This window comes from Shewanella sp. K8, assembly GCF_028823715.1.
Lineage (GTDB): Bacteria > Pseudomonadota > Gammaproteobacteria > Enterobacterales > Shewanellaceae > Shewanella > Shewanella algae.
The window spans coordinates 23,119-47,480 of sequence record NZ_JAPEHY010000019.1 but is presented as its reverse complement, the minus strand read 5'-3'; the positions used below and the strand labels follow the sequence as shown (position 1 = coordinate 47,480).

General features: G+C 55.5%; 23 protein-coding genes. 17 read left to right on the top strand and 6 right to left on the bottom strand.

Annotated elements, in window-relative coordinates; all coding sequences use genetic code 11:
• The first annotated feature begins 180 nt into the window (after nucleotides 1-180).
• The 8 genes from rplM to ON072_RS11765 all read left to right on the top strand — a co-directional run bounded on the left by rplM (nucleotide 181) and on the right by ON072_RS11765 (nucleotide 7,205).
• Nucleotides 181-609 (top strand): 50S ribosomal protein L13, encoded by a 429-nt coding sequence (gene rplM / locus ON072_RS11800; RefSeq protein ID WP_025009334.1) that lies wholly within the window; start codon nucleotides 181-183, stop codon nucleotides 607-609.
• Between the two features lie 14 nt (nucleotides 610-623).
• Entirely contained in the window at nucleotides 624-1,016 is a 393-nt protein-coding gene (gene rpsI / locus ON072_RS11795; RefSeq protein ID WP_025009335.1) for a 30S ribosomal protein S9, read from the top strand.
• 116 nt (nucleotides 1,017-1,132) lie between these two features.
• Nucleotides 1,133-1,321: a DUF2065 domain-containing protein gene (locus tag ON072_RS11790; RefSeq protein WP_025009336.1), complete on the top strand. Its 189-nt coding sequence runs from the start codon at nucleotides 1,133-1,135 to the stop codon at nucleotides 1,319-1,321.
• A 65-nt stretch (nucleotides 1,322-1,386) separates the two neighbouring features.
• Nucleotides 1,387-2,682 carry an adenylosuccinate synthase gene (locus ON072_RS11785; protein WP_025009337.1) on the top strand — a complete coding sequence of 432 codons (1,296 nt, stop codon included), beginning with the start codon at nucleotides 1,387-1,389 and terminating at the stop codon, nucleotides 2,680-2,682.
• 113 nt (nucleotides 2,683-2,795) lie between these two features.
• Entirely contained in the window at nucleotides 2,796-3,416 is a 621-nt protein-coding gene (locus ON072_RS11780) for a tetratricopeptide repeat protein (RefSeq protein WP_025009338.1), read from the top strand.
• Nucleotides 3,417-3,461: 45 nt separating this feature from the next.
• Nucleotides 3,462-5,876: a ribonuclease R gene (gene rnr, locus ON072_RS11775; protein ID WP_208241416.1), complete on the top strand. Its 2,415-nt coding sequence runs from the start codon at nucleotides 3,462-3,464 to the stop codon at nucleotides 5,874-5,876.
• Nucleotides 5,877-6,614 (top strand): 23S rRNA (guanosine(2251)-2'-O)-methyltransferase RlmB, encoded by a 738-nt coding sequence (rlmB, locus tag ON072_RS11770; protein WP_025886866.1) that lies wholly within the window; start codon nucleotides 5,877-5,879, stop codon nucleotides 6,612-6,614.
• Nucleotides 6,615-6,683: 69 nt separating this feature from the next.
• Nucleotides 6,684-7,205, top strand: a complete 522-nt coding sequence (locus tag ON072_RS11765) for a hypothetical protein (protein WP_221059382.1) — start codon at nucleotides 6,684-6,686, stop codon at nucleotides 7,203-7,205.
• A gap of 26 nt (nucleotides 7,206-7,231) precedes the next feature.
• Here ON072_RS11765 and ON072_RS11760 read toward each other — a convergent pair whose 3' ends face one another.
• Nucleotides 7,232-7,975 carry a DUF481 domain-containing protein gene (locus ON072_RS11760; RefSeq protein ID WP_025886868.1) on the bottom strand — a complete coding sequence of 248 codons (744 nt, stop codon included), beginning with the start codon at nucleotides 7,973-7,975 and terminating at the stop codon, nucleotides 7,232-7,234.
• A 205-nt stretch (nucleotides 7,976-8,180) separates the two neighbouring features.
• Here ON072_RS11760 and rpsF point away from each other — a divergent pair, with 205 nt between their 5' ends.
• Genes rpsF through rplI form a run of 4 tightly spaced genes read left to right on the top strand, consistent with a single transcriptional unit; the run spans nucleotide 8,181 to nucleotide 9,618 of the window.
• Entirely contained in the window at nucleotides 8,181-8,582 is a 402-nt protein-coding gene (gene rpsF / locus ON072_RS11755) for a 30S ribosomal protein S6 (RefSeq protein ID WP_025009342.1), read from the top strand.
• Between the two features lie 8 nt (nucleotides 8,583-8,590).
• Nucleotides 8,591-8,896, top strand: coding sequence for a primosomal replication protein N (gene priB, locus ON072_RS11750; RefSeq protein ID WP_028779665.1), 306 nt, complete (start codon nucleotides 8,591-8,593; stop codon nucleotides 8,894-8,896).
• An 11-nt stretch (nucleotides 8,897-8,907) separates the two neighbouring features.
• The gene (gene rpsR, locus ON072_RS11745) at nucleotides 8,908-9,135 is read left to right on the top strand and encodes a 30S ribosomal protein S18 (protein WP_025009344.1); all 228 of its coding nucleotides are present in this window, start codon (nucleotides 8,908-8,910) and stop codon (nucleotides 9,133-9,135) included.
• A 30-nt stretch (nucleotides 9,136-9,165) separates the two neighbouring features.
• Nucleotides 9,166-9,618, top strand: a complete 453-nt coding sequence (rplI, locus tag ON072_RS11740) for a 50S ribosomal protein L9 (RefSeq protein WP_144379762.1) — start codon at nucleotides 9,166-9,168, stop codon at nucleotides 9,616-9,618.
• A 242-nt stretch (nucleotides 9,619-9,860) separates the two neighbouring features.
• Here rplI and ON072_RS11735 read toward each other — a convergent pair whose 3' ends face one another.
• Complete coding sequence (locus tag ON072_RS11735; protein ID WP_101059260.1) at nucleotides 9,861-12,062, bottom strand: S46 family peptidase; 2,202 nt, start codon at nucleotides 12,060-12,062, stop codon at nucleotides 9,861-9,863.
• A 130-nt stretch (nucleotides 12,063-12,192) separates the two neighbouring features.
• Here ON072_RS11735 and dnaB point away from each other — a divergent pair, with 130 nt between their 5' ends.
• Together dnaB and alr are read left to right on the top strand one after the other, a co-directional pair.
• Nucleotides 12,193-13,599: a replicative DNA helicase gene (gene dnaB, locus ON072_RS11730; RefSeq protein WP_025009346.1), complete on the top strand. Its 1,407-nt coding sequence runs from the start codon at nucleotides 12,193-12,195 to the stop codon at nucleotides 13,597-13,599.
• Nucleotides 13,600-13,667: 68 nt separating this feature from the next.
• Nucleotides 13,668-14,744 (top strand): alanine racemase, encoded by a 1,077-nt coding sequence (gene alr, locus ON072_RS11725; RefSeq protein WP_221059383.1) that lies wholly within the window; start codon nucleotides 13,668-13,670, stop codon nucleotides 14,742-14,744.
• Nucleotides 14,745-14,800: 56 nt separating this feature from the next.
• Here alr and ON072_RS11720 read toward each other — a convergent pair whose 3' ends face one another.
• From ON072_RS11720 to dsrO, 4 genes are all read right to left on the bottom strand, one after another.
• Nucleotides 14,801-15,268: a chemotaxis protein CheX gene (locus ON072_RS11720; RefSeq protein ID WP_028779668.1), complete on the bottom strand. Its 468-nt coding sequence runs from the start codon at nucleotides 15,266-15,268 to the stop codon at nucleotides 14,801-14,803.
• A 181-nt stretch (nucleotides 15,269-15,449) separates the two neighbouring features.
• Entirely contained in the window at nucleotides 15,450-18,560 is a 3,111-nt protein-coding gene (locus tag ON072_RS11715) for a tetrathionate reductase subunit A (protein WP_274626060.1), read from the bottom strand.
• Nucleotides 18,560-19,633 (bottom strand): NrfD/PsrC family molybdoenzyme membrane anchor subunit, encoded by a 1,074-nt coding sequence (gene nrfD, locus ON072_RS11710; RefSeq protein ID WP_208193931.1) that lies wholly within the window; start codon nucleotides 19,631-19,633, stop codon nucleotides 18,560-18,562. Before nrfD ends, ON072_RS11715 begins: the two co-directional genes overlap by 1 nt.
• On the bottom strand, nucleotides 19,623-20,366 hold the full coding sequence (gene dsrO, locus ON072_RS11705; protein WP_025009348.1) for a sulfate reduction electron transfer complex DsrMKJOP subunit DsrO: 744 nt from the start codon (nucleotides 20,364-20,366) through the stop codon (nucleotides 19,623-19,625). The genes nrfD and dsrO overlap by 11 nt, the downstream gene beginning before the upstream one ends.
• Before the next feature lie 214 nt (nucleotides 20,367-20,580).
• Between dsrO and ON072_RS11700 the strand changes: the two genes are divergently transcribed.
• The 3 genes from ON072_RS11700 to dusA all read left to right on the top strand — a co-directional run bounded on the left by ON072_RS11700 (nucleotide 20,581) and on the right by dusA (nucleotide 24,179).
• Complete coding sequence (locus ON072_RS11700) at nucleotides 20,581-22,392, top strand: sensor histidine kinase (RefSeq protein ID WP_261752630.1); 1,812 nt, start codon at nucleotides 20,581-20,583, stop codon at nucleotides 22,390-22,392.
• A 26-nt stretch (nucleotides 22,393-22,418) separates the two neighbouring features.
• Nucleotides 22,419-23,063 (top strand): response regulator transcription factor, encoded by a 645-nt coding sequence (locus ON072_RS11695; RefSeq protein ID WP_129979390.1) that lies wholly within the window; start codon nucleotides 22,419-22,421, stop codon nucleotides 23,061-23,063.
• 132 nt (nucleotides 23,064-23,195) lie between these two features.
• On the top strand, nucleotides 23,196-24,179 hold the full coding sequence (gene dusA, locus ON072_RS11690; protein WP_261752629.1) for a tRNA dihydrouridine(20/20a) synthase DusA: 984 nt from the start codon (nucleotides 23,196-23,198) through the stop codon (nucleotides 24,177-24,179).
• Nucleotides 24,180-24,362: the final 183 nt, after the last annotated feature.

Here is a 24,362-nt window from a genome sequence, read left to right as displayed (position 1 = left end):
AAAAAGCAGGTGATTTTTAGTTCAGCTTTGTCTATAATCCGCCACCTGCCCACGTTACTCCGCCGATTGGGCGGATTTAAAAGCCAGATTCTTTGCTCGAAGGGGCAGAGAAAGGCATTTTTGTGTTATCTGCATCCGCAGGTAGCATGTGACAGAATTTAACTTTGGGTTTTTGTAATAATGAAGACTTTTACTGCTAAGCCAGAAACTGTAGCTCGTGACTGGTACGTTGTTGATGCCGAAGGTAAGACCCTGGGTCGTATCGCCACTGAAATCGCTCTGCGTCTGCGTGGCAAGCACAAGGCTGAGTACACTCCTCACGTAGATACCGGTGACTACATCATCGTGATCAACGCCGAGAAAGTAACTGTGACCGGTAACAAGGCTGCAGGCAAGACGTACTACTCGCACTCAGGCTTCCCAGGTGGCATCAAGCAAATCAGCTTCGAGAAGCTGCAAGCTCACAAGCCAGAAATGATCATCGAGAAAGCAGTCAAGGGTATGTTGCCAAAAGGCCCTCTGGGTCGTGCCATGTTCCGTAAGCTGAAAGTTTACGCTGGCGCAGAGCACAACCACGCTGCACAACAACCTCAAGTTCTTGATATCTAAACGGGATTAAGCAAATGGCTGCAACTCAGTACTACGGCACTGGCCGTCGCAAAACTTCAACTGCTCGCGTATTCGCTAAAGCAGGTAGTGGCAACATCGTTGTTAACCAACGTCCTCTGGATGTTTACTTTGGTCGTGAAACCGCTCGTATGGTTGTTCGTCAACCTCTTGAGCTGGTTGAAATGACTGAAAAGCTGGACATCTATGTAACTGTTAAGGGCGGTGGTATCACTGGCCAAGCCGGCGCTATCCGTCACGGTATCACCCGTGCTCTGATGGAGCTGGACGAAGCTCTGCGTCCTACTTTACGTTCTGCTGGTTATGTAACCCGCGATGCTCGTAAGGTTGAGCGTAAGAAAGTTGGTCTGCGTAAAGCACGTCGTAAGCCACAGTTCTCCAAGCGTTAATATCGCTTTCGAGATACCAAAAACCCAGCGTACGCTGGGTTTTTTTATGGCTGAGATTTATCCCTGGCAGCCCTGTATACTCAGGGTTGTTGTGGCAGGTTTAAATGGGGTGAAACATGAGTTGGCAACTACTGTTGATGGCCTTGGGTTTGGTATTGATCCTGGAAGGGGTGGGGCCCTTGTTATTCCCCAACCGCTGGCGTCGTTACCTGTTGGAAGTGGCTTCCCAACCGACAGCTATCATGCAACGCCTGGGCGGCGTCCTGGTTGTTGCAGGAATTGTCATATTGATTATTTTTTCATAAATACTTGCCCCTTCCATGCCAATATCTGTTAGAATCCTGCTTTAACCGCAACCTTGCAGCAAACAATGGGCAAAAATGTAGTTGTTCTCGGCACTCAATGGGGTGACGAGGGAAAAGGTAAGATTGTCGACCTTCTGACCGAACAGGCAAAATTCGTAGTCCGTTACCAAGGTGGCCACAACGCTGGTCATACTCTGGTTATCGATGGTGAAAAAACCGTTCTTCATCTGATCCCCTCAGGCATTCTGCGCGATAACGTCAAGTGCATTATCGGCAACGGCGTGGTTTTGGCGCCCGATGCTCTGATGAAAGAGATCGGCATGCTGAAAGAGAAAGGTATTCCGGTAGAGGAACGCCTGCTGATCTCTGAAGCTTGTCCTCTGATCCTTCCTTTCCACTGTGCGCTGGATATTGCTCGCGAAAAAGCGCGTGGCAACAAGGCTATCGGTACTACAGGGCGCGGCATCGGCCCGGCTTATGAAGATAAAATTTCCCGTCGCGGCTTGCGCGTAGGGGATCTCTTCAATCCACAACTGTTTGCCGAGAAGCTGAAAGAAGTGATGACCTATCACAACTTTATGCTGACCGAATACTATAAGTGCGAAGCCGTTGATTACCAGAAGACTCTGGATGACGCGCTGGCACTGGCAGACTACCTGAAAGGTCTGTGTGTGGATGTCACCGAATTGCTGGATCAAGCCCGCAAGAATGGCGACAACATACTGTTTGAAGGCGCTCAGGGCACCTTGCTGGATATCGACCACGGTACTTATCCATTTGTAACCTCTTCCAACACTACCGCAGGTGGTGTGGCAACAGGTTCAGGATTCGGCCCACGTCACCTGGACTATGTCTGCGGTATCATCAAGGCTTATACCACTCGTGTGGGTGCCGGCCCATTCCCGACTGAACTGGAATGTGAAATCGGCGATCACCTGGGAACCAAGGGCCAGGAATTTGGTGCGACAACCGGTCGTAAGCGTCGTCCGGGTTGGTTGGACATAGTGGCTATGCGCCGCGCGGTTCAGATCAACAGCATCAGTGGTTTCTGCCTGACCAAGCTCGACGTTTTGGACGGCTTGAAAGAAGTGAAGCTCTGCGTAGGCTATCAGCACCCAGACGGTACTGTGTCCAATGTGACTCCGCTGGCGGCCGAAGGCTACGAGCACGTTACTCCTGTGTATGAGACTATGCCTGGCTGGAGTGAAAACACCTTTGGTGCCACTTCTCTGGAGCAACTGCCGCAGGCAGCAATCAACTATATCAAGCGGATTGAAGAACTGCTGGAAACACCTGTCGATATCATATCAACCGGGCCTGACCGGAATGAGACCATGATTCTGGTGAATCCATTCAGTTAAGTAAAAAGGCCGCCTAAGCGGCCTTTTTCGTTTATGGGGCTTACACTGTTTGCCCTTAAGAATTGGGTTATACTGCCGATGAAAAGACAGTCTATTTGTCATCAGGACAGCTTATGTTGCGTATAGCCCTATTACTCTTGTTAGTAACCAGTGCCAATGTGTTGGCCGAAGAAACCAAGGCCGTGGATATCTACAGCCAGGAAGAACTGCTGGAGCTTATTCGCAGCAAGCAATACCTGACCCGGGTCAAAGCCGATGACTGTCAGCTGGTGCAGGATATTGAGGCGCGCGCCGAAGTGCTCAAGCAGCCGTTGTACCAGTACCTCTGGGGTGAGATGCTTAATTTCGGCATCTGCGTCAAGGCCAATCCGCCCAGAGGAATATCGCTGCTCAGGGATGCCGCCGAGCAGGGCAGTGCCGAAGCCATGGTGCGCATTGCCGAGTATTATAAAGATGGCAAGTTTGTACTGCAGGACAAAGAACGTTCGGTGCAGTACCTGTTACCCGCTGCCGCCAACGGTGACCTGCCGGCCAGAATGATGCTGGTCGAACTGTTTGCCAAGGGTTATGGCAGCCCAAGGGATTATGTCTTGGGGTATCACTGGCTCTACAACCAGGTGTTCAGCGATGAACAGACCCAGCAAGACGCCAAAAGATTATTGCAGCTGTTAGCGGCTAAAATGCCCGCCAGTCAGGTGGAGAAGGCCAAAAAGGAACATCTGCAAAGCCGTTAATTAGCTTGTCGCACTGGATGCGACAACGAAAAAATTGGAAATTGAATGATAAAAGATCCTCATTTTGAGCGAGAACAAGATAAGTACGACAACCCCATCCCCAGCCGGGAATTTATATTGGAATATCTGCGCTCGCAGACCTCTCCCCTGAATCGTGAGCGGATCGCCACGGCCCTCAACATCTCCGACGAAGAACAACTCGAGGCGCTGCGGCGTCGGCTGCGTGCCATGGAGCGCGATGGTCAGCTGGTATTTACCCGCGGCCAGTGTTATGGCCTGCCGGAGCGGATGGACTTGATCCAGGGCACTGTGCTGGGCCACAGAGATGGCTATGGCTTCTTCCGTCCAGATGAAGGCGGTGATGACCTGTTTATCAACCATGGCGACATGCTCAGATACTTCCATGGCGACAAGGTGTTGGCGCAAAAGGCCGGAGTCGATCGCAAGGGGCGCCGCGAAGCTCGCATAGTGCGCTTGGTCGCCGAGCGAACCGCCGCTCTGGTGGGGCGTTTCCATGTCGATTGTGGCATGGCCTTTGTTATTGCCGATGATAAGCGTATTACCCAGGAAATATTGATAGACAACGCTGATCGCAACGGCGCCCGTCAGGGCGATGTCGTGGTGGTGGAACTCACCCGCAGGCCGGGGCGCTATGTCAAAGCCGCCGGTAAGGTGGTTGAGGTGCTGGGTAAAGAGATGGCACCGGGCATGGAGATAGAAATTGCCCTGCGCAACTATGATCTGCCCCATACCTGGTCTGCCGCCATCGAAAAGAAACTGCGCAAAATATCCGATGAAGTGCAGGAAGAGGACAAGGTAGGTCGGGTCGACCTGCGGCAACTGCCCTTGGTCACCATAGACGGTGAAGATGCCCGCGACTTTGACGATGCTGTCTATGCCGAGCGCAAGCGCAGCGGCGGTTGGCGCCTGTGGGTGGCCATTGCCGATGTCAGCTATTATGTGCGTACTCAATCGGCGCTGGATCAAGAGGCCCGTGCCCGAGGCAACTCTGTGTACTTCCCGTCACAGGTGATCCCCATGTTGCCGGAAAAGCTCTCCAACGGCCTGTGTTCCCTGAACCCGGGAGTTGACCGCCTCTGTATGGTGGCCGAGATGACAGTGTCGGAGGCGGGTAAGTTATCCGGCTACAAGTTCTATCCGGCGGTGATGCATTCCCACGCCCGTTTCACCTATACCCAGGTGGCGGCCATGCTGGAAGGCGAAGAAGGCCTGGAAGAGCATAAGCCTTTACTGCCGCATCTCAAGGTGTTGCAGGAGCTGTATCTGGCGCTCGATAGCCAGCGGGCCAACCGTGGCGCCATCGCCTTTGAGACACTGGAAACCCAGTTCATCTTCAATGAGCAGCGCAAGATAGACAAGATAGTACCCAGAGCCCGTAACCAGGCGCACAAGATCATCGAAGAGTGTATGATCCTCGCCAACGTGGCGGCGGCCAAGTTTGTCAAAAAGCACAAGGGTGAAGTCCTCTATCGGGTGCATGAAGCGCCATCCGAGCAGAAGCTGACTCAGTTCAAGGAGTTTCTGGCTGAGCGGGGGCTCTCCATGGGTGGCGGTCTCGAACCCGAACCCAGTGACTACCAGGCTCTGATGGAAAAAGTCCAGGGGCGCGCCGATGCCGAACTCATTCAGGTGATGTTGCTACGCTCCATGCGCCAGGCGACTTACACACCGGACAATGAAGGCCACTTTGGTCTGGCGCTGGAGGAGTATGCTCACTTTACTTCGCCGATTCGCCGTTATCCTGACTTGGTGTTGCACAGGGTGATCCGTTACCTGCTCGCCAAGGAGCGCGGTGAAGCGAGCGACAAGTGGACCCCGGACGGCGGCTATCACTATCAGCTCGATGAGCTGGATCAGCTTGGCGAAGAGTGTTCCAACACCGAGCGCCGCGCCGATGAAGCCACCCGTGACGTCTCCGACTGGCTCAAGTGTGAGTTTATGCAGGACCATGTGGGTGACACCTTCGATGCTGTGGTGGCTTCTGTCACCAGCTTCGGGCTGTTTGTGCGCCTCAATGATTTGTTTATCGACGGCTTGGTGCATATCTCTACCCTGGGCAGCGACTACTTCCAGTATGATCCCATGCGCCAGCGCCTGATAGGTGAGCACTCAGGGCAGATCTACCAGATTGGCGATGCTGTGACGGTTAAAGTCGCCTCGGTCAATCTGGACGACAGACAGATAGACTTGCTGATGGTGGACGAAGAGGGACGCAGCCAGCGCCGTAAAGGCCGCAGCAAGAGTAAGCCGCTGACCGCACGGGAAAGGGTCAATATTGAAGGAGCCCGCCGCTCGGCCAAGGCACAGAAGCCGGCAGGTAAAGGGAGCGCCAAGTCTAAGTCCACAGGCGCATCCGCCAAGAGCAAATCAACCAAGGCTGCCGGCAACGCCGGGGCGAAAAAGCCCAAGGCAGCCAAACGAGTCAAGAGAAAGAAGTAAATGAAAAAACAGGAACTGGTGTTTGGCATTCACGCGGTCGAGTCTTTGCTGAAACACGCTCCGGAGCGGGTACTGGAAATGTGGCTGCTCAGTGGTCGTCAGGATGACAGGGTCAAGCCCTTGTTGGAGATGGCGGCTCAGTGGGGCATTCGCGCCCAGCAGGCATCCCGCAAGACACTGGATGACAAGGCCGAAAGTACTCAGCATCAGGGGATCATCATCCGGGTGCGTCCGGCCAAGGTCTTGACCGAAAACGATCTGGAAGCCTTATTAGACAAGACGGACTCGCCATTTTTGTTGATCCTGGATGGTGTCACAGATCCCCACAATCTGGGGGCCTGTCTGCGAAATGCCGATGCGGCCGGGGTTCACGGCGTCATAGTGCCCAAAGACAACTCAGTGGGGCTGACGCCGACCGTCAGCAAGGTGGCTTGCGGCGCGGCCGAGACAGTGCCGCTGTTTCAGGTGACCAACCTGGCGCGTACCATGAAGCGTTTGCAGGAAAGGGGCGTGTGGATTGCCGGCACCGCAGGCGAGGCAGACAGCACCCTGTATCAGGCTGACCTCAAGGGGGCTCTGGCCATTGCCATGGGCGCCGAAGGCAAGGGGCTGAGACGCCTGAGCCGCGAAAGTTGCGACACCCTGATCTCTATTCCTATGGCGGGCAGTGTCTCCAGTCTGAACGTGTCGGTGGCAACAGGTATCTGCCTGTTCGAAGCTGTGCGTCAGCGTCTCTAACTGCCGAATATGGCAGCCTCTCTTGAGAATACGGGCCATGAACTGTATAGCAGTGCCGGCCCGTATCTCATGCAACTGCAACAAGGCTATCTGGGTGAAATCTATGGCATGGCGTTCTTCGAGCGCCTCGGCCGGGATTATCATTCTCAGGTAACCGAGAGCCAGTTAACAGAAATCCACTTAACTGAAAGCCGGTTAACAGAAAGCCACTTAATAGAAAGCCAAGCCGTGTTTTCTCTACTGTTCAAGGTGGAGCAATATACTGCCAAGGCTTTGCTGAAACTGCTGCCTGAGCTGGCGAGTCTGGATGAGGCGTTGTTGGAGCAAGTGCGCATGCAGGCGCAGAAAGAGGTGGACAGTTGGCTTAAGCTTCCCTGGCATAAACTGCTTGCTGCGCTGCTTCTCTGGGTCGAACCTTACCAGCAAAAATATGCCAAGTGGGCAGATTACGCCCAGAGCAACTCTGAGTACGGCGCAGCCTTTCGTCTGTTGGAGCGGCATGAAACCGCCATCTATCTCTATCTGCAAGCGCTTGAGCGCGGTGAAAAGCGCGCAGCGTTAATCCTGGAGCGTTTTCTTGGAGCTCTTTAGTTGAAAGAGCTCTTCAAGCGCGGGAATTACTGGAAGGTATAGAGCAGGTTGAAGGTGGTGATGGTATCTGTCTGTTTACTGCCTTCCGGCACCACTTCTGTATATTTGACGTTGAAGCCTATCTTAAAGGCCCAGTCCTGAAACAGGGTGTTTTTATAGCCCATGTCCAGTGCCAGAGTATTGTTATTTTCGCCCACCTCGGCGGTCAGGTCGGCAGTGAAGCTGGTGTACTCGTGGATCTTCTGTTCAAACTTGGCCGCGGTCCGTAGGATCACATCTTTCTCGGCCACAGGATCCGGCGCCGCGTCAGTTTCTATCGGCATGTTGTATCGGTAACCCGGGCCGACTTCGAGACTCAACTTGGTACGGCGGGTGCTGATGGCATCGAAACCATAACCGCTGGAAACCGTGTAGATCTCTGTGTAGGAACCGAACTTGTCCCAGATGAATTCACCGCGGCCAAAGATATAGCCGCCGTTGAGTTTGTAGTTGGACTGCAGCTGCAGATCGTATTTTTCGGCAGTGGTTTTTTCAGAGTCAGAGGCGAAATAGGCCTTGAGGGTTCCTTCCTGTTTGGCGTTTTCCGTGTCGTAAACCAACTTGGTACGACCGTTGAAACTGCTTGAGTCTGTGTTACCTGTGTTGAGCTGAAAGCCGGCCTCAATCTCAGCGGTGAAGTCGCTTGGAGGCTCGCGATAATCCGGAGGCACCAAGGCCCACGCCGAAGTCGGTAGCGCAAACAATAACGCCAATACAGAGGATCTTGTCATTATTCTTATGTCTTTTGCTGTGACTGCCATAAATTTAGCGTCACATAATACCTGCTCATGGGGCCGAGGCAAAGTTATTGCTTGAGTTTACCGCGGCCTTTATGTACTATTTCGCGCCTAATTCAGTCACATTAATTTTCGTTCCTTGCCTCAATTTGGTCTGACTGAGCCAACAACGAGGCTAGATAACCGTAAGGAGCACTAAATGCGTCATTACGAAATCGTATTTATGGTTCACCCTGATCAGAGTGAACAAGTACCAGGTATGATTGAGCGCTACACAGGTGTTATCACCGAAGCTGGCGGTCAAATCCATCGTTTGGAAGACTGGGGTCGTCGCCAACTGGCTTACCCAATCCAGGATCTGCACAAGGCTCACTATGTTCTGATGAACGTTGAGACCACTGCAGAGTCTGTTGAAGAGCTGGAAACTGCTTTCCGTTTCAACGACGCCGTTCTGCGTAGCCTGGTGATGCGCACTAAAGCTGCCATCACTGAAGCATCTCCAATGGCCAAAGCTAAAGACGAGCGCGATTCACGTCGCAGCGCCGTTAGCGAAAAAGCTGCTGAAGAAACCCAAGAAAACGCTGAAGCAAGCGCTGAGTAAGTTTTTCTGTGACCACCAATCACTTGGTGTTGTCCGGTACCGTCATTCGGTCCAGACACTTTGATAGCCCGGCTGGAATACCTCACACGGTACTTCAACTGGAACACAGGTCGCAGCGTTTCGAGGCCGATTTGCCCAGAAACGTCTACTGCCAACTTCAAGTGATATTGAGTGGTGAACGCTTCAAGAGCGTAGCAGACAAGCTGAAAGCGGGTGTGGATATCCAAGTCAGTGGTTTTCTGGCTCTACAACAGAGTCGCAATGGCCAAAGCCGACTGGTGTTACACGCCGAAAATGTCGAATTGAAAAATTAGGAGACTGTCAAATGGCACGTTATTTCCGTCGTCGTAAGTTCTGCCGTTTCACTGCTGAAGGTGTTACGGAGATCGATTACAAAGATATCGCTACTCTGAAAAACTACATCACAGAAAGCGGTAAGATTGTTCCAAGCCGTATCACTGGTACTTCTGCCAAGTATCAGCGTCAACTGGCTCGCGCTATCAAGCGTGCTCGTTATCTGTCACTGCTGCCATACACTGATCTGCATCAGTAATCGGCACTGTTCTAGCTAGAGGAATTGATAATGAACGTTATTCTGCTTGATAAAATCGCAAACCTGGGCAACCTGGGTGACCAGGTATCAGTTAAGGCCGGTTACGCTCGTAACTACCTGCTGCCAAAAGGCAAAGCTGTTGTTGCCAACGCTGAGAACGTAAAAGTTTTCGAAGCTCGTCGTGCTGAGCTGGAAGCCAAGCTGGCTGCCGACCTGGCCGCTGCCACTGTTCGTGCAGAGCAGATCTCTGCTCTGGAAGCGGTTGTTATCGCTTCTAAAGCCGGTGACGAAGGCAAGCTGTTCGGTTCTATCGGTACCCGTGACATCGCTGACGCAGTAACTGCTGCCGGCGTTGAACTGGCCAAAGCCGAAGTACGTCTGCCACTGGGCGCTCTGCGCACTACTGGCGACTTCGAAGTTGAAGTTCAGCTGCACACTGAAGTAAAAGCGGTAGTTAAAGTAACTGTTGTTGCTGAAGCTTAATCCCGGCTTTTACTAGAAGAAACACCGCCTTCGGGCGGTGTTTTTTTATGCCTGTTTGCTGGCCGGGGACGACGGGGTTCCCTTTAATTCTCCCGTCTGCGGATGCCAAACTTAAGCACGCTGTCACTTACCCACAGTTACTGTGGCTATCTCTGGCAGAATCGCTGCTGACTTGATTGCCTATAACTACAGAAACACCCGCCGGGGCGGGTGTTTTCTGGGTTATTGCAGATTAGTGGCTATCAGTTGCGCACCAGTTCCAACTCTTTGAGCAGGTTGTCGGCATGATCCACTTCATCCATCATCCACAAAATGTAGCGGATATCCACGTGCACGGCGCGGGTGATGGTGGGGTTGAAGTACCAATCTTTGGTGATGGCTTCATAGGTGGAGTCAAAGTTGAGGCCAACCAGCTCGCCCTTGCCGTTAAACACAGGGGAGCCTGAGTTACCACCTGTGGTATCCACGCTGGAGAGAAAGTTAACCGGTACAGAGTTGAACTCGGCCGGGTTATCCAGACAGGAGAACAGGCGGCACAACCAGCTGCGGGGATCCTGATACAAGTGCTGCACCTTATGCTCGCCCAGTCGTCCCTGCTTGATGGCATCCAGCAGCTTCTGCGGTGCATTGTAGGGCTCGACACCTGTGTGCTTGGCGACTATGCCTTCCAGCTTGGTAAAGGGTTGCTTGTAGAGCGCATCACGGGACTGATAGCCATCGACCATACCATAGCTGATCCTTAAGGTGCCGTTGGCATCCGGATAGACAGGCTTACCCATGGCCTTGTTATAGGCAATGATCGCCTTCATGTAGGCGGGGCGGGCGATGGACAGCTTACCGGCCAGTTCCTTGTCGGCTTTTTCCTGCGCCATATTGGTATCGTACAGGGATACTGCCATGCGAATGAAGGGATCGCTGCTGCTCTCAAAGGCTTCCGGCTTGGCCTGCATCCAGTCGAGGCGTTTCTCTTGGTCGGTCAACTCGGTCAGGGCATACATGCCTTCGAGCTTGTCGCCCAGACTGATACCTTGCTCGGGTGTCAGCAACTGATCCATCACGGCGACCCGGTTATCCTGCGCCAGGTAGGCGTCGATATCCATTTGCCATAGTGTTTTGTCGACGCTGATATCGAAGCTGGAGTCAAGTCGCTTGAGACGGGCGGCGAACATCTTCATGTCACGCTCTTGATAACCCGCTTCGCGCTCGGCATCCGGTTTTTGGTTTTCTTTGGCCAGGCGATAAAGCTGCTTGGCGGCGCCGAGCAGGGCACTGGATTGAGCGTTGTCAAAATAGTAGCTCTGCTGATACTTGTGCTGTTGCTCGGTCAGCAGTTGTTCGAGCTCACTCAGTTGTGCCGTCAGCGGCTGTGCGTCTTTATCTTTGGCCAGCCAGTCGCGGAAGGCATTTTCCTCGACCTGCTTGATAGCGGCAATATCTGTGGCGTGGAAGCCATCCAACAAGCCGTTGAGTTTTTTCATCCGGTTGGCCATGCCGGCCAGAGTACCGGCATACTTGATGGCGATATCCTTGTCGGAAGCGCCCATGCCCTCAATGGTGTCGATTCTGGCCTGATAGCGGGCGGCTTGAGTCGGGTAGAGCCAGTCGCTGGCGAATCTCAACTCTGAGGTCAGGCGGTAGCGGCTGGTTGAACCCGGGTAACCGGCCACAAACACGCCGTCACCGGCCTTAACGCCATCGGCATTGACCTTGAGGAAGCTCTTGGGCTGATAAGGCACGTTATCCTCGGCATAGGCCGCAGGCTTGCCATCCTTGCCGACATAGGCCCTGAGGAAGGTAAAGTCGCCGCTGTGGCGAGGGTATTCATAGTTATCTATGTCGCCACCGTAACCGCCAACACTCTCGGGTGGCGCATAAACCAGGCGCACATCGCGAATAATCAGCTGTTTGATCAGGTAGTATTCAAGTCCATTATGGAAACTACGTACTGAGCAACGGTAGTTGTCGTCGGCTTCACACTCTTTGACCAGCGCCTTGCTGTTGGCCTGGATGGCTTCATAACGCGCCAGTGGCTCGGTCGGCAGATTGGCCGTTATCTTATCTGTGACATCTGTGACCGCTTCGGTGACATAGAGGCGCTCGTTGGGGCCGGCCGAAGGCTCCAGGCGTTGTTCTTTGGCCAAAAAGCCGTCGGCCAGATAGTTGTGTTCTTTGGTGCTGTTGTATTGAATACCCCGATAGGCACAGTGATGATTGGTGACAACCAATCCTTGGGGTGAGACGAAACTGGCGGTACAATAGCCGAGGCCCACCACGGCGTTCATGGGATACTTTCCGAGATCGGCCAGTTGCTCTGCCGGGATGGCGATGCCGCGCTCACTGAGCTTGTCGGCAATAGAGGGCATTTGGTAAGGTTGCCACTGCCCTTCATCGGCTATGGCGAGGCCAGAGGTCAGCGCCAAGGCTGCAGCCAATGCATTGCGCATGTTCATTCCTTATTTATTGTTAGTGTCCGTTTGGATATGAAAAACAGGTTATTGTAGGTGTAAAATTCCTGTTCTGATTGAACCGGGTTTTATATCACATTTTGCCTGATTGTTGGAGAGTTGGAGATTTATGCAACAGCAAGGTGCCTTTAAGGCCAAAGACAAGCGAAGAGACGTCCAGGTTGACGCGCTCAAGCTGCCCCCCCATTCCATTGAGGCGGAACAATCCGTGCTCGGGGGACTGATGCTGGATGCAGAGGCTTGGGACAAGGTGTCCGAGGCCGTGGTCAGAGAAGACTTTTACTCCCGTTCCCACAGGCTGATTTTCGGTGCCATGCAAAAGCTGGTAGAAAACGGCCAACCCATAGATTTGATTACGGTTTCAGAACAACTGGAACTGACTGACGAGCTGGAAGATGCCGGTGGTTTTACCTATCTGGGTGAAATCGCCAAGAATACCCCCAGCGCCGGTAACATTCTCTCCTACGCCGAAATCGTGCGCGAGCGTGCCGTGGTGCGGGAGATGATCCGGGTAGCACATGAGATTGCCGATGCCGGTTACAACCCTGAGGGGCGGGACTCAGGCGCCTTGCTGGACTTGGCCGAAACCAAGGTGTTCAAGATAGCCGAGCAGCGCGCCAACGCCAACGAGGGCCCGGAGGGGATCAAGACCATCCTCGAAAAAACCGTCGACAAGATTGAGCAGCTGTACAACAACCCGCACAACGGTGTGACCGGGGTATCCAGCGGCTTCTCCGATCTGGATAAGATGACTGCAGGTTTCCAGTCCGGTGACCTGATCATTGTCGCGGCCCGTCCTTCCATGGGTAAGACCACCTTTGCGATGAACCTGTGTGAATACGCGGCGCTCAATGAAAACAAGCCGGTGCTTATTTTCAGTCTAGAGATGCCCTCGGAACAGATCATGATGCGTATGCTGGCGTCGCTTGGCCGGGTGGATCAGACCAAGATACGTACCGGCCAACTGGATGATGATGATTGGGCGCGGGTGTCCTCTACCATGGGGATCATGCTCGAGCAGGGCAAGATGTATATCGATGACAGCTCGGGCCTGACGCCGACCGAAGTGCGCAGCAGGGCCAGGCGTATCGCCCGGGAATACGGCGGTCTGTCTATGATCATGGTCGACTATCTGCAGCTGATGCAGGTGCCGGCGCTGGCCGATAACCGGACCCTGGAAATTGCTGAAATCTCACGCTCGCTCAAGGCCTTGGCCAAGGAGCTGGAGATCCCGGTGATCGCTCTGTCGCAGCTGAACCGCTCATTGGAGCAAAGGGCCGATAAGCGCCCGGTAAACTCTGACTTGCGTGAATCCGGCTCTATCGAGCAGGATGCGGACCTTATCATGTTTATTTATCGTGACGAGGTGTATAACGACGATTCGCCCGATAAAGGCACGGCAGAGATCATCATAGGTAAGCAACGTAACGGCCCCATCGGCCGGGTCAGGCTGACTTTCCAGGGGATGTTCTCCCGCTTTGACAATTACGCCGGTCCGCAATTTGAAGAGGACTAAACCTCTGCGGACGGTTTTCCCGGCGCGGCCAGAGAGCGCGCCATCCAATCCAAGATCGAAGGTAAGCTTTGAAACCCTTTCCCAGAGCAGAGATTAGCAGCCGGGCGCTGCAACATAATCTGGCCAGGCTGCGTGAGATCGCACCCGCCAGCAAAGTTATTGCTGTCGTCAAGGCCAACGGCTATGGCCACGGCTCGCTGAACGTGGCCAAGAGCCTGAGCAGTGCCGACGGCTTCGGTCTGGCGCGGCTCGAAGAAGCGTTGGAGCTCAGGGCCGGTGGTGTAACGGCCAAGCTGTTGTTGCTAGAAGGTTTTTTTCGCAGTACTGAGTTGCCTCTGCTGGTTGAGCATGACATAGACACTGTGGTGCATCATAAGTCGCAGTTGCAGATGCTGGAGCAGGCCAAGCTGGATAAGCCGGTAACTGTGTGGCTCAAGGTCGACAGCGGCATGCACAGATTGGGTTTTCGCAGCGACGAGTTTAGCGAGGTGTATCAGCGGCTGCTGGATTGCCCGCAAGTGGCCAAGCCCATCAATTTGATGACCCATTTCGCCTGCGCCGATGAGCCGGACAATGACTATACCCGCAAGCAGTTGGAGCATTTCAATCAGCTCACCGCCGGGTTGGATGGCGACCGCAGTCTGGCCAACTCGGCCGGTGCCCTCTATTGGCCCAGCAGCCAGCAAAGCTGGATTCGCCCGGGTATCGCCCTCTATGGGGTGTCGCCTGTTGTCGGTGACAGAGGCGCCAACCACGAATTGCAACCGGCCATGAGTCTGGTGTCACAGTTGATAGCCGTGCGCGAGCACAAGGCCGGAGAGAGCGTGGGCTACGGGAGTTTTTGGCGCTCATCAAGGGATACCCGTCTCGGCGTGGTGGCCATAGGTTATGGTGATGGTTATCCACGCAATGCCCCCGAGGGCACGCCTGTGCTGATCAATGGTCGCCGGGCACCTGTGGTTGGCAGGGTGTCCATGGATATGCTGACCGTGGATCTGGGGCCGGATGCCCGGGATGCGGTTGGTGATGATGCCCTCTTGTGGGGCCCGGCATTACCGGTGGAAGAGGTGGCGGCTCATATCGAAACCGTGGCCTATGAACTGGTGACCAAGCTAACTCCCAGAGTGGCCGTCTGCCTCGATTGAGTGAGTCATGCCATTGAGTTGGCAAACAATAAAGGGCGCCTGGGCGCCCTTTGTCATTACTGATTCTCGAAGCAGATCTCTATGTAAGCCGAGCCCTTGGGTGCGACAAAAGGCATGATGATCTTCTGGCCCTGGGCCTGATGGGAAATCTTGTGACCTATGCCGGAAACCACTACAGGGGTGGCCATTTCAAACTCATAGCCCTTGTCCGACAGCAGATTTTTGGCGCCGCCGGTCACCATGTTGGTGATTTCCCCCACCAGATCTGTCACTTCTTCATTGATATTGCCGGGATTCTCTCCCAGCATATTTTGCATTATCTCCAGGATCAGCCCTTGTTCAAAGGTGATCGACAGCGACCCTTTGGTCTGCGGGCCCACCATACCGATAAGCCCGGAGACATCGCCCTTGGCCAGGTTGTCTGTCTTGAGTCTGGGCTTACCCGGGGTCAACTGCATGTTGGCCATGGTGGAAACCACATTGAGAAGTGACTGAAGAAAGGGATTGATAAAAGTGACATTCATGCCGGATTTGTTCCTCTTGCTGCCTAGGGAAGTGCAGATAGCGTAAGGCTAATCCATAAGCGGTTTCACTCCCGCCCACTGGATCACACTCTTATTAGCTTAGAACAATGGCTTGGGCTCTGTGGCGATTTCTTGCCCGGAAAAACTGTGCCCGGCATAAAAACCGGGCACAGAGCGAGCTTCAGGAGACTTTTTCGATTTTCGCCGGTAGCCCCTGGCGGGCCGAGGCGCCGCTGGCCCAATCCACCAGAGGGTAGGAACCCGAACGGCTGGGATCCAGCACAGCGAGATCGTTGAGGTTAACCCCGGCGCGGATCAGCGGATTGGCAGCAACCTGCTTGCCATCTATGCTGAATGCCCGCGCGCCGAGCTCCTTGTGGCCAAAGCCGTGTTCGATGGCGATGCACTCCGGGTGCACGCCGGCGACGCACTCCACCAGTGCCAGCACACTGCCGTTGGGGGTGCTGATTTTCACTGTATCCCCTGTGGTTATCCCCAATCTTTGGGCCGTGTCTTTATTGATCCGCACCGGATTATTGGGGTGCACTTGCCTGAGTCTGTCAGAGCCGATACTCATGGAGCTCATGGTGTGTGACTTGTAGCTCGACAGCAACATGGGCCAGGACAGGCGGTCGAAGGCTTGCCTGAGTTCTGTGCCATCGGCCAGACGTTGACCATAGCTGCGCGGACAGCCACTGAGAAACTCGCCGCTCTGGGAGTGACGGCGACTGCCCACCTGAGGGTTCCATAACATCATCGGCTTGGGCCAGACCTTGGCGGGGTTGCCTTCGGCGTCCCTGGCCTTGTTCATTGATTCGAAACGGCCACCGCGGGCATAGAGATAAGCGACTCTCGATGCTTCCTCTTCGCCGAGACGGGCCTTGAGTTCGGGAATGATCCTGGCAACCCCGGACCAATAGAGATCTTCCTTGCCGATGGCGGGGACTTTCTCTCCCAACCAGGCGACGTTAGCGGCGCCGTAGAGAGAAAAGTCGGCGGCACGGGTCAGCGGGTGGCGTGTGCCATCATGGGCCAGCACCGCATTTTCACCGAAGCCGGGCAAGGCCAGCGCCATGGCAATCCGGGTAAGAAAGCTTTCCATGCACACGGGATCGCCATCCACTGTGTGCTCCACCCTGGGTTTGACTATCGGCCAGCGGCCGGTGGCAATCTTGGTCATGGTGCCCTGCCAGGCCGAGGTCCAGCCCCAGGACTCATAGGTGAGGGTGTCAGGCACTATATAGTCGGACAGTGCCGTGGTTTCGTTGATAAAACTGTCGATACTGATAAACAGCGGCAGCACCTTGGGATCTTTGAGCTTATCGCCTATGGCGGCGCCGAGCCCGGCCTGACCATAGACAGGGTTGCCCATATGGTTGATCCAGGCCTTGAGCGAATAGGGGTAACCGTTGACCGCCGCGGTTAGATGTTCGCTCAACATGGGCGCCGAAATCGGGAACCAGGGTTCCCTGGCCGGGTAGGGCGACTCGCCGGCCTGCTGCTTGCGCTTGTATTCCGAGCTTTTTTCATAGGGGAAACGGGAGCGTGACAGGAATACTCCCTTGGGCTGCACCATGCCGTCAAACTCGGCCAGATTGTAGCGTGGGCCTTTGCCGAAGGGGGGGAAAGTACCGCCCTTGGCCAGCGCGCCGCCCTTTTGGTTGATATTGCCTATCATGGCGTTGAGCATCATGATGGCCCAGGCGGTATAGAAGCCATCACTGCTCATGGTGCCGCCGTGGCTGATCACCGCCGCCTTGCTGCCATGGCTGGTGAACTTGTTGGCCAGGGCCTCAATCTCATCGACCGGCACATCGCATTCGGCGCTGTATTGCGCCAATGTCTTGAGCCGGGCCGATTCGGCCAGCAGGCTGAAACTGCTCTTGCAGGCCAGGCTCTGGCCATTTGGGCCTGTGAGTCTGCGGTCCACTTCGAGCTGCGCCTTGGGGCAGACCTCGGCGGCCATGGGTTCACCGCTGACGGCGTCCAGTACCAGCAAGGGGTCTTCATCACCGAAGGGCTTGCCGCTGAAGGCCAAACCCAATTCGCTGGCGTGCAGATACTGGCCGTATCTCGGATGTGCCTTGTCTGAATGCACCAGGAAACCGGCATTACTGAAACCGCGGAAACCGGCGGCTTTGGCGGCCTTGGCATTGGGAGCACTGAGAAACTCGGCGCTGTAGCGCTGATTGTCGATGATCCAGCGCAGCATGGCCATTGCCAGCGAGGCGTCTGTGGCCGGGCGGATCGGCAACCAGGCATTGTCCTGTGCCGACGCCAGGTTGGAGGTGTTGGGCAACATGGGCGAAACCACAACATAGCTGAAGTTGCGGTTGTTGACCCTGGCATTGGCCAGTTGCCGTGCCTGGCGCTTGAAGGGGTTGCCGGACTGCTGCGGTGAAGTGCCGATGAACAGCAGAAACTCGGCATGATCCCAGTCCGGTTTCAAGTGGGCGTACTTTTTCAGATCGTCCAGCAAGGCGCCGGCACCGGCCCGATAGCTGAAGCCACAGTAAGAGCCGTGGTTGGCAAAGTTACGGGTGCCGAAGCTGTTGAAGGTGAAGCGTTTTATCAGCGTGTCCCGCCCTTCATCCGAGGCGTTGCTGACCAACAGCTGATTGGCCTTGGGGCCGTATTCAGGGTTGGCGGGATCCAAAGGCGTATTGAGATCGCGAATCGCCCTGAGTCCATCCACATGGCCTTCACCAAACAGATCGCCGCCTTCGACAACCTCCTTGAGCAACTGCTCGAAGGCTATGCTCTGCCACTGGCCCGAACCTCTTGGGCCGACCCGTTTCAGGCAGCGTGTTACCCGATAGGGGCTGTCCAATAATTCCAGCATGGCGTTACCGCGGGCGCAGGCGGTGGAACGTCCGGCAAGCCCCTGCTCCTGCCAGGCGCTGGTGGACACCAGGGCATCGCGCACCGGGGTGTCAAAGTCCAGGTGTTCACGGGCCGACAGTGGATGATAAGGATTACCACTGATACGGATAATGCTGTCGGTTTCATTATCGATACGGGCCCGTACCCCGCACTTGGTCCAGCAGCCGAAACACATGGTGTTGGCCAGACGCTGGTTGTCATTGGCGCTCAGTTGGCCACTATTCAGGTCGACCTTGAGCTCAGGTGCCAGCGAGTTGCCATGAATCGCTTCTTGGGTATTTCTGCCCGAGCTGCCATTGACCAGGCCCTTGCCCAACTGGGTCAGGGTGTGGCTGTAGCCTGCAACAAACAGTCCGGTACCACCTGTGATGGCAGCCCCTTTGATAAAACGGCGCTTACTCTTGTCCATTATGCGGCTCCTTTCAGTCCGGTGGCAGACTGACGTATCAGTTCGGAAATCAGGGTGATCAGGGCCAGCCATAGGCCAAAGGTACCCAGGATCCCCAGCAGCCCCTGTGGGCCCCAGGGCAGTTCATAGAAGTAGGTGCCGGCGCCATACTTGGGATCTGTCTGCGCCTGGATGAGCACCAGCCAGCGAAAGCCCCAAGCCAGGTGGATGGCGGCAAAGCTGCCAAACAGCAAGGCCCAGCGGGGCAGATGTCTGAAGGCCAGCAGCAGCGCCAACAAGGCCAGGGTTGCCAGCACCCAGATAGCGGCCAGTTGCCAACTGGGGCTGTCGCCGAGCAGTAATCTGGCTTCATTGGCGCTGTTGCCGCCACTGAGAGCCCAGCCGATAAGCAACAGGGCAAACAGGGCGAAGGAGCCACGCAGCCAGAGCAGCAGCTGTTTGTCGGTCTCCTGCTTATGGCCATTGAACAGGCGGTTGAGCCAAATCAACATGCCACTGCCGGCGGCGAGGGCGCTGGCGGCAAACAGGGGAGGCAGCCAGTAACTGTGCCACAGCGGTCTGGCCTTGATGGCCATGGTTTCCATGCCGGTGTAGAGGGCGATACTCAGGCCGCTGAGCAGGGCAACCCAGGCCAGAGGCTTGAGCCAGGGCTCACCTTGCCAGTTCCCCAGGCGTAACCAGTATCCCAGGCGGCTCCAGCCATCTTTGGGCTGAGTCGGAAGGGAAGGGCGCAGCAAGAGGTAGGCAAAGGCCAGCGCCGCTGCCATAAACAGCGGCAGTAACCAGGCGCCATACCACATCCAGGAATCCGGTCTGAGCTGCATATAGAAGTGCCAGGCGCGGGCGGGTTGGTGCAGATCGGCCAAGAGTGCCACAGGTGCCACTATGGCGGTGCTGAGGATCAGGCTGCCGCAGAGTGTCAGCAGGCGCTTATCTTTGGTGCCGGGGCGGATAATGGTCAGCGCCGCAATCCATACCGCGGAATAGGCCAGTCCCATCATAAAGAAGTATTGCACCGCCCAGGGTAACCAGGTGATGGCGATATCCGGGGTCAAGATCTCTTTAATGTCCATGGTGCAACTCCTCTCCAGTGGCGGTCATCAGGCTGCGAACCGGCGCTTCGCCGCGGATCCTTTCTTCAAATGCGGCTGTCATCCCCAGATAGAATACGCAGGGCGAGGTTTCGGCCGAGGGCTTGAGTACCTTGATCTCGTCTCTGTGCTCGGCCAGCATGCGACTGATTTGGCTGCCGGGATCGTTGAGATCGCCGATGATCCTGGCCTCACCGACACAGGTTTCGACGCAGGCCGGCAACAAGCCCGCCTCCAGCCGATGGGCACAGAAGGTGCACTTGTCGGCGGTGTTGGTGTCATGGTTGATAAAGCGTGCATCATAGGGGCAGGCCTGGACACAGTAACCGCAGCCGACACACCAGTGGCTGTCGACCACCACTATGCCGTCCTGGCGCTGGAATGTGGCGCCTGTGGGGCAAACCGGGATGCAGGGCGGGTTTTCGCAGTGGTTGCAGAGCCTGGGCAGCATCATAAAGGCGCTTTCCTGCCCTTGGGTCACTTCATACTGGTTGACTGTGGTACGAAACTGTCCCAGTGGGGGTTGGTTTTCTATGGTGCAGGCGACAGTACAAGCCTGGCAACCGACGCAGCGGCGCAGATCTATCAGCATGCCATAGCGTTTGCCACTGGTTGCCTGGGGCTTGGAAGTCGATGCCTGGGCGACGGGCAAAAACGCAGCTCCGGCGCTGATGGCGGCGATTTGCCCCAGTAGTTGACGTTTACTCTTGTCCATACAGACTCCTGAGTCTTGCGGTGATTGGAAACCCACCGGGCTCCTGTTGCCTGTATTCTCGGCAACTGGCGCCCTTGGTCTCTATAGTGGTTTTCCACATATCGGGGCCGCTATTGATCCAGCGCAAGAAATTGAGGCTAGAATGGCGGGCAGACTGATGCTGACCCAGCCGCTTGTGGCCGCTACATTTCCTAACCGGAGCCAAAATCAAGAGATGAGAACCCTGTATCTGCTGTGTTATCTGTTTGCGACTGTACTGCTCGGCCATTGGCCGTCAGCTGCGGCAGCGACTGAGCCTTTGCCGCTATCAGGCCCAGCCATAACAACTGGAGCGCTGACCGATAAGGCGGTGGTGGATATAGGTGTGTTGGCTACCCGGGGCTACAGCGACAGCATCAACCGCTGGCAACCCACCATGAATTGGCTCGAGCAGCAGATCCCGGGATATTACTTTCGCCTGCACCCTTTGACGCTGGAGCAGCTGTCGCAGGCGGTGGCCGCCCAGGAGCTGGACTTTGTGATCACCAACCCGGGCCAATCTGTGCTGTTGGCGCGGCAATACTCCTTAAGCTGGCTGGCGACCCTCAAGAGCCGCCTCAATGCCGGTGAGCCGATGCAGGTGGGTTCGGCGCTGGTGGTAAGAAGCGAGTCCAGCCTGCAACATCTGCAAGATCTCAGGCACAAGCGCCTGGGGATAGTCTCGACCCAGGCCTTCGGCGGCTACCTGACCTTGGTGTATGAAGCGCGGCTCAAGCAGATAGACCTGCCAAGCTATGTGGCCGAGATCCAATCTTTGGGATTCCCGCTGGATAATCTGCTCTATCGCCTGCGCGATGGCAGCATAGACGCCGCCGTGGTGCCAGTCTGCCAATTGGAGCAGATGGCGGCGGAGGGGCTTATCGATGCCGGGCACTATCGGGTGCTGGACAACCAGGCGCCGGCAGGGTTTGCCTGCGAGGTGTCGACCCGCCTCTATCCCAACTGGTCCATGGCCAAGACCAGCCGTGCCGGCCAGGGGCTGGCCAAGCAATTGACCCTGGCTTTGTTGGCACTGCCGGAGGACAGTGAGGCGGCCAAAATGTCCGGCTCGCTGGGGTGGACCACGGCGGTTAGTCAACTGGCCATTGATAAGCTGCTCAAGGATCTGGACCTGCACCCATTGCAGGCGCCTTGGTGGCAAAGGGCGCTGCAGTGGCTCAAGGCCCACAGTCATTGGGGCTGGAGCTTGCTGGCGCTGCTGGTGCTGCTCAACGGTTATCACTTCTGGCTCGAATACAGTTTCAGCCGCCGCGGCCGGGAACTGGTCAAGGCCCAACGGCAACTGAGTGAAAACCTCAGTCTGCTGGAACATGCCCAGCGGGCGGCGGTGGCCGGTGAACTGGGCGCCAGCCTGGCCCATGAGCTGAACCAACCTTTGGCGGCCATAGGCAACTATTGCCACGGCGCCAGTGTCAGGCTGCAACAGGGGCAACTGGACAAGTTGCCCCTGGCACTGGAACAGATACAGGCGGAAGTGGGCCGCGCCCACGGTATCATTCAAAGGCTCAGGGGGCTTTTGAAAAAGCGCCCGCCGCAAAAACAGTTGCAGCCGTTCAGCCCCTTGCTGAGCGAGACGCTGACTCTGCTGGGGCATGAACTGGAGAAACAAGCGATCCGCGTCGATTGGCAGATTGTCGGCGAAGAAAGCCCCATGCAACTGGATACGGTCGCCATGCAGCAACTCTTGTTGAATCTGCTTAAGAATGCCATCGAAGCCTTGGCTGAAGAGCCTAAAGCCGAGCGAATTATTGCGCTGCGGCTGGATTATCAATCCCAGCCCGGCAAGCTCTTGCTGGAAGTGCAGGATAATGGCCCTGGGCTTAAACAGGATGGCAAGAGCCTGATGCAGGCCTTTACCAGTACCAAGACAGATGGCCTGGGGCTGGGGCTGGTGATCTGCCGCGAAATCGCCGAGAGCCATGGCGGCAGCATCAGTCTGCTGCAGCCGCCTGAGGGCGGTTGTCTGGTCACAGTGGTGCTGGCTTAAACTCGTTTTGCCAAGGAGAAAGAAAAATGCCGGGACAATTTGCTGCCCAAAACAGTTCACCGACCGATGACAAGCGTCAGTCAGTCTATCTGGTGGATGACGATGATTCGGTGCGGCGTTCGTTGGGATTTATGCTGGAAGGCTATGGTTTTGAGGTGCAGGCCTTTGAAGATGCAGAGCATTTTCTCAAGGCGCAGCTGTTGGATCTGCCCGGCTGCCTGATCCTCGATATGCGTATGCCAGGGCTCAGTGGGGCGCAGCTGCAGCAGCTGCTCAACGAGCATAATAGCCCGCTGGCGGTGATCTTTCTCACCGGTCATGGCGACGTGCCGCTGGCGGTGGATGCGCTTAAATCCGGCGCGGTGGACTTTTTTCAAAAACCTGCCGATGGCGCTCGCCTGGCCGAGGCGGTCACCAAGGCACTGAGTCACTCTGCCGAAATCGCCAAACGCCGAAAGCTGCAAGGTATCTACCAGGCGCTGACTCCGAGGGAGAAAGAGATATTGCATCTCATCGCCAAGGGCTATAAGAACCAGCAAATAGCCGACGAACTCTGCATCGCCATGCGCACAGTGGAGATCCACAGATCCAACCTGATGAAGGGCATGCAGGTGAGCTCACTGGCTGAAATGCTGTTGATTTATGCCGGGATAGAGACAGAGTTTGAGTAACTCGGATCAAAAGTCTTCGGCGGCAACAGAATGACCTTTGATTCGGGTTTATGAGCGGGATTTATCTGCAGCTGTCGTTTTATGGCCGCAGAGGGTAAAATAGCGGCCCATTTTTGCGTACCGGATCTGTTAATGCCAAGCCCTATCGATGCCAACCGCCGTTTTTCCATTGCCCCCATGCTGGATTGGACGGACCGCCACTATCGTTACTTTGCCCGGCTGATGTCGAGCCAGACGCTGCTCTACACTGAGATGGTGACCACAGGCGCGATACTGCATGGCAAGGGCGATTATCTGGCTTATAACCAGGAAGAGCACCCGTTGGCATTGCAACTGGGTGGCTCCAATGTTGAGGATCTGGCCCGCTGCGCCGAAATCGCCCAGCAAAGGGGGTATGACGAAGTTAACCTCAATGTGGGATGCCCTTCGGATAGAGTACAGAACGGCCGCTTTGGCGCTTGTTTGATGGAAGAGCCCGAGCTGGTGGCCCATTGCGTCGATGCCATGCGCCAGAAGGTGGATATCCCGGTGACGGTCAAGACCCGCATCGGCATAGACGACAAAGATTCCTACGAATTTCTTTGTGACTTCATTACCAAGGTGAGTGCCGCCGGCTGCGATACTTTTATCGTTCATGCCCGCAAGGCCTGGTTGCAGGGGCTTAGTCCCAAGGAAAACCGTGAGATCCCGCCATTGGATTATCCCAGGGTGTATCAATTGAAGCAGGACTTTCCCGGCCTGCATATCAGCATCAATGGTGGTATCAAGAGCTTTGAAGAGATGCATACCCATCTGGCCCAGCTGGACGGGGTGATGGTGGGGCGCGAAGCCTACCAAAATCCCTATCTGCTGGCTGAGGTGGATCAGAAGATCTTTGGCCTCGATAGCCAGGTTATGAGTCGCGATCAGGTGGTGGATGCCATGTTGCCCTATGTGGAAGCTCATCTGCAGTCGGGTGGCCGCTTGAATCATATCAGCAGACACATGACAGGCCTGTATCAGGGGATCCCCGGTTCTCGCAGTTGGCGCCGTCATCTAAGCGAGAATGCCCACAAGCCGGGTGCCGGCATCGAAGTGCTGCTTAAGGCTCGTGAAATGATGCACAGCGGAGTTTGACCTTGCTGTAATACCCGAGTGGTGAAAATCGCTATGGTGATAGTGCTTTTTACCAACAGATAGGAAATTGCTGTATTTTTGTGCTGTTACGGTTAGTCATTCTGTGTTAATGATTGGCCGTTTTTATTTTTTATTTCATTTAATATCATACTCTTAATTAAAGTTTTTCCCAGTTGGCACGCC

Bases quoted from the DNA above. Each gene is read 5' to 3' on its own strand.
- rplM (WP_025009334.1), top strand. From the start codon at position 181: ATGAAGACTTTTACTGCTAAGCCAGAAACTGTAGCTCGTGACTGGTAC.
- rpsI (WP_025009335.1), top strand. From the start codon at position 624: ATGGCTGCAACTCAGTACTACGGCACTGGCCGTCGCAAAACTTCAACT.
- ON072_RS11790 (WP_025009336.1), top strand. From the start codon at position 1,133: ATGAGTTGGCAACTACTGTTGATGGCCTTGGGTTTGGTATTGATCCTG.
- ON072_RS11785 (WP_025009337.1), top strand. From the start codon at position 1,387: ATGGGCAAAAATGTAGTTGTTCTCGGCACTCAATGGGGTGACGAGGGA.
- ON072_RS11780 (WP_025009338.1), top strand. From the start codon at position 2,796: ATGTTGCGTATAGCCCTATTACTCTTGTTAGTAACCAGTGCCAATGTG.
- rnr (WP_208241416.1), top strand. From the start codon at position 3,462: ATGATAAAAGATCCTCATTTTGAGCGAGAACAAGATAAGTACGACAAC.
- rlmB (WP_025886866.1), top strand. From the start codon at position 5,877: ATGAAAAAACAGGAACTGGTGTTTGGCATTCACGCGGTCGAGTCTTTG.
- ON072_RS11765 (WP_221059382.1), top strand. From the start codon at position 6,684: ATGCAACTGCAACAAGGCTATCTGGGTGAAATCTATGGCATGGCGTTC.
- ON072_RS11760 (WP_025886868.1), bottom strand. From the start codon at position 7,975: ATGACAAGATCCTCTGTATTGGCGTTATTGTTTGCGCTACCGACTTCG.
- rpsF (WP_025009342.1), top strand. From the start codon at position 8,181: ATGCGTCATTACGAAATCGTATTTATGGTTCACCCTGATCAGAGTGAA.
- rpsR (WP_025009344.1), top strand. From the start codon at position 8,908: ATGGCACGTTATTTCCGTCGTCGTAAGTTCTGCCGTTTCACTGCTGAA.
- rplI (WP_144379762.1), top strand. From the start codon at position 9,166: ATGAACGTTATTCTGCTTGATAAAATCGCAAACCTGGGCAACCTGGGT.
- ON072_RS11735 (WP_101059260.1), bottom strand. From the start codon at position 12,062: ATGCGCAATGCATTGGCTGCAGCCTTGGCGCTGACCTCTGGCCTCGCC.
- dnaB (WP_025009346.1), top strand. From the start codon at position 12,193: ATGCAACAGCAAGGTGCCTTTAAGGCCAAAGACAAGCGAAGAGACGTC.
- ON072_RS11720 (WP_028779668.1), bottom strand. From the start codon at position 15,268: ATGAATGTCACTTTTATCAATCCCTTTCTTCAGTCACTTCTCAATGTG.
- ON072_RS11715 (WP_274626060.1), bottom strand. From the start codon at position 18,560: ATGGACAAGAGTAAGCGCCGTTTTATCAAAGGGGCTGCCATCACAGGT.
- nrfD (WP_208193931.1), bottom strand. From the start codon at position 19,633: ATGGACATTAAAGAGATCTTGACCCCGGATATCGCCATCACCTGGTTA.
- dsrO (WP_025009348.1), bottom strand. From the start codon at position 20,366: ATGGACAAGAGTAAACGTCAACTACTGGGGCAAATCGCCGCCATCAGC.
- ON072_RS11700 (WP_261752630.1), top strand. From the start codon at position 20,581: ATGAGAACCCTGTATCTGCTGTGTTATCTGTTTGCGACTGTACTGCTC.
- ON072_RS11695 (WP_129979390.1), top strand. From the start codon at position 22,419: ATGCCGGGACAATTTGCTGCCCAAAACAGTTCACCGACCGATGACAAG.
- dusA (WP_261752629.1), top strand. From the start codon at position 23,196: ATGCCAAGCCCTATCGATGCCAACCGCCGTTTTTCCATTGCCCCCATG.